Genomic DNA, 1,835 nt, shown 5'->3' with positions numbered 1-1,835 from the left:
CGACTGTCTCTTTTAAGATACCTGTCTTGGGGAATGACTATGGTGTTGTTTATTTTTTATTTATAAACACCCTCTAAAGTACTCACGCACTCCCCGGAAACTAGCGCGACCACAGAAACCAGCACCCCAATAAGTTTTGAGATATTTAGTGGCGAAAGTACTGGGGAAAGTGCCAGATAATAACCCAGCGTCTGAGAGTGCGAGCATTTGACTCAGAGAGTGTGAATCTATGGAATAGGTAACTGAGTCTTGATTATTGATTTTGGTGATAGCACCAAAGGAAGAATTTGCGGCAGTGCAGTAGATGTAAAAATTGAGTACACCGAGCATTTGCAACAGGCGACGCTCTCCGTGATTTTGAATAATTTCTCTAACTTCTAATCGCTGACGATGAGCTTCGGATATGGTCAAGATGGGAGGTACAGGTTTAAAAGGTGAACGTTCGGATGGCGCAGGCACTCGGAAAATGTAACGTGTGGATTTTTTTGAGGTGGGAGTATCATGCAGTAGTTCTGGTTCTTCGCTCAATATTGGCGATAAATAATCAATTGGTGTATCTGTCATCCAAGCAATCGAAACTACTGGCGACTGTTGAAAGGGGGTACAACCTTGTGTGGAAGCAGCAGTCGTGACGATACAGCAACGCCATAATAGCTACTCTACTATTTAATGAAAATTTGCCTAAATTTAATAGCGCTAGATGAGGAAATTATGGAGTGGCGCTCACTTATAATCAAAATATGATGATTTTGAAGTAGAGATAAAATGCGTAAACAGACCATTCAATATACATCATCCTTAGATGCTTTGGTTGCCGTTGCCAAGCGACTCAGTGTGTATGAAAACCAACAAAAAATGGACTCTGAAGATTTTTTTTATCAGTATAATCAGGGAACATTACCAGATGATGTTCTATTTATAGAATGGGCAAACGATTACCGCCATTATCTGGTTTTGCGTCAAGAAATAGAGCAAAGATTGAACTATGCTGCTTAATATTCTATCTGATTATCTTAATCTTGTAGAACAAGCAATTGTTCAATGCCCAAATGTTTATGTGGAACGTTATGAAGAAGAAATTTTAACATCCCTTCGGGCTAATTTAAGAATTAGATTGCGATTAGCTCAAACACACTTATTAGAAATTAACGAAGCTATAGTAATCACAGACAATCAGTTAAAATTCCTTGATTATCGCTACCATTTTCAGGATGAACGAAATTGCCTAGTTTTTCGTTATGATAGTACGCCGCATTTTCCTGATATCTCTACCTTTCCGCATCACAAGCATTTACCAAATGATGTGATTAGTTCTCAGAAACCGGAAATTACTCAAGTATTAAAAGAAGCAACCGAATTATTGAAATAGGTGGATAAGTTTCTGTACTAAGAGCCAAAGAAGGTATGTTCCTCTAAACTAAGCAAAATTAGAGAAAATTTTCACGCTAGTAAATAACAGGTTTAATACAGCTAGATTAGAGATGTTTATAATTTGGCTAGTTTGGTAGCTTATTGGTCGTGAAGAAAGAGAATAATTAAGGTTACAGCAGCGCTAACATAGAATTTAATTCCATCAAGAAATAAAGTATGCCCAAAACTTGGAACATCAAAATAGATAACTATTTTCAAGCCAACCCCAATTGCATCATCGCCACAGCCCATGTAGACTCGTTCCCTATAGACCTACCGCTAGAACCGAACATCCGCGAACCGAACCGCAAAAGCGCGACCTACAGACAAATCTTCGACTCACTAACGACCGAACCTGCAAAATTCTTCTCTCGCCACAGTGGAATCGTTCTGTCAGCTAATATTGCTAAACCTGTCAAGAACAA

The 1,835-nt window shown here is 38.7% G+C and carries 4 protein-coding genes; 3 read left to right on the top strand and 1 reads right to left on the bottom strand.

All coding sequences use genetic code 11. From position 1 onward, the window contains the following. Window positions 1-60 precede the first annotated feature (60 nt). A complete protein-coding gene (locus tag ACEYW6_RS36140) occupies window positions 61-564 on the bottom strand; it encodes a hypothetical protein (RefSeq protein ID WP_412983595.1) in 504 nt (167 codons plus the stop codon). A 201-nt stretch (window positions 565-765) separates the two neighbouring features. On the opposite strand from ACEYW6_RS36140, the gene tumA reads away from it, so the two are divergent. The 3 genes from tumA to ACEYW6_RS36125 form a co-directional block, all read left to right on the top strand. Continuing rightward, window positions 766-996: an antitoxin TumA gene (gene tumA / locus ACEYW6_RS36135; RefSeq protein WP_179070367.1), complete on the top strand. Its 231-nt coding sequence runs from the start codon at window positions 766-768 to the stop codon at window positions 994-996. Further along, window positions 986-1,369: a toxin TumE gene (gene tumE / locus ACEYW6_RS36130; protein ID WP_412983594.1), complete on the top strand. Its 384-nt coding sequence runs from the start codon at window positions 986-988 to the stop codon at window positions 1,367-1,369. Before tumA ends, tumE begins: the two co-directional genes overlap by 11 nt. 218 nt (window positions 1,370-1,587) lie before the next feature. After that, on the top strand, window positions 1,588-1,835 hold a 248-nt coding region (locus ACEYW6_RS36125), incomplete at its 3' end, for an AIPR family protein (RefSeq protein ID WP_412983593.1).

The organism is Nostoc sp. UIC 10607 (genome assembly GCF_047228265.1).
GTDB classification, from domain to species: domain Bacteria; phylum Cyanobacteriota; class Cyanobacteriia; order Cyanobacteriales; family Nostocaceae; genus Nostoc; species Nostoc foliaceum_A.
The sequence above is the reverse complement of the archived record's forward strand: the minus strand, read 5'-3'. Positions and strand labels throughout refer to the sequence as shown.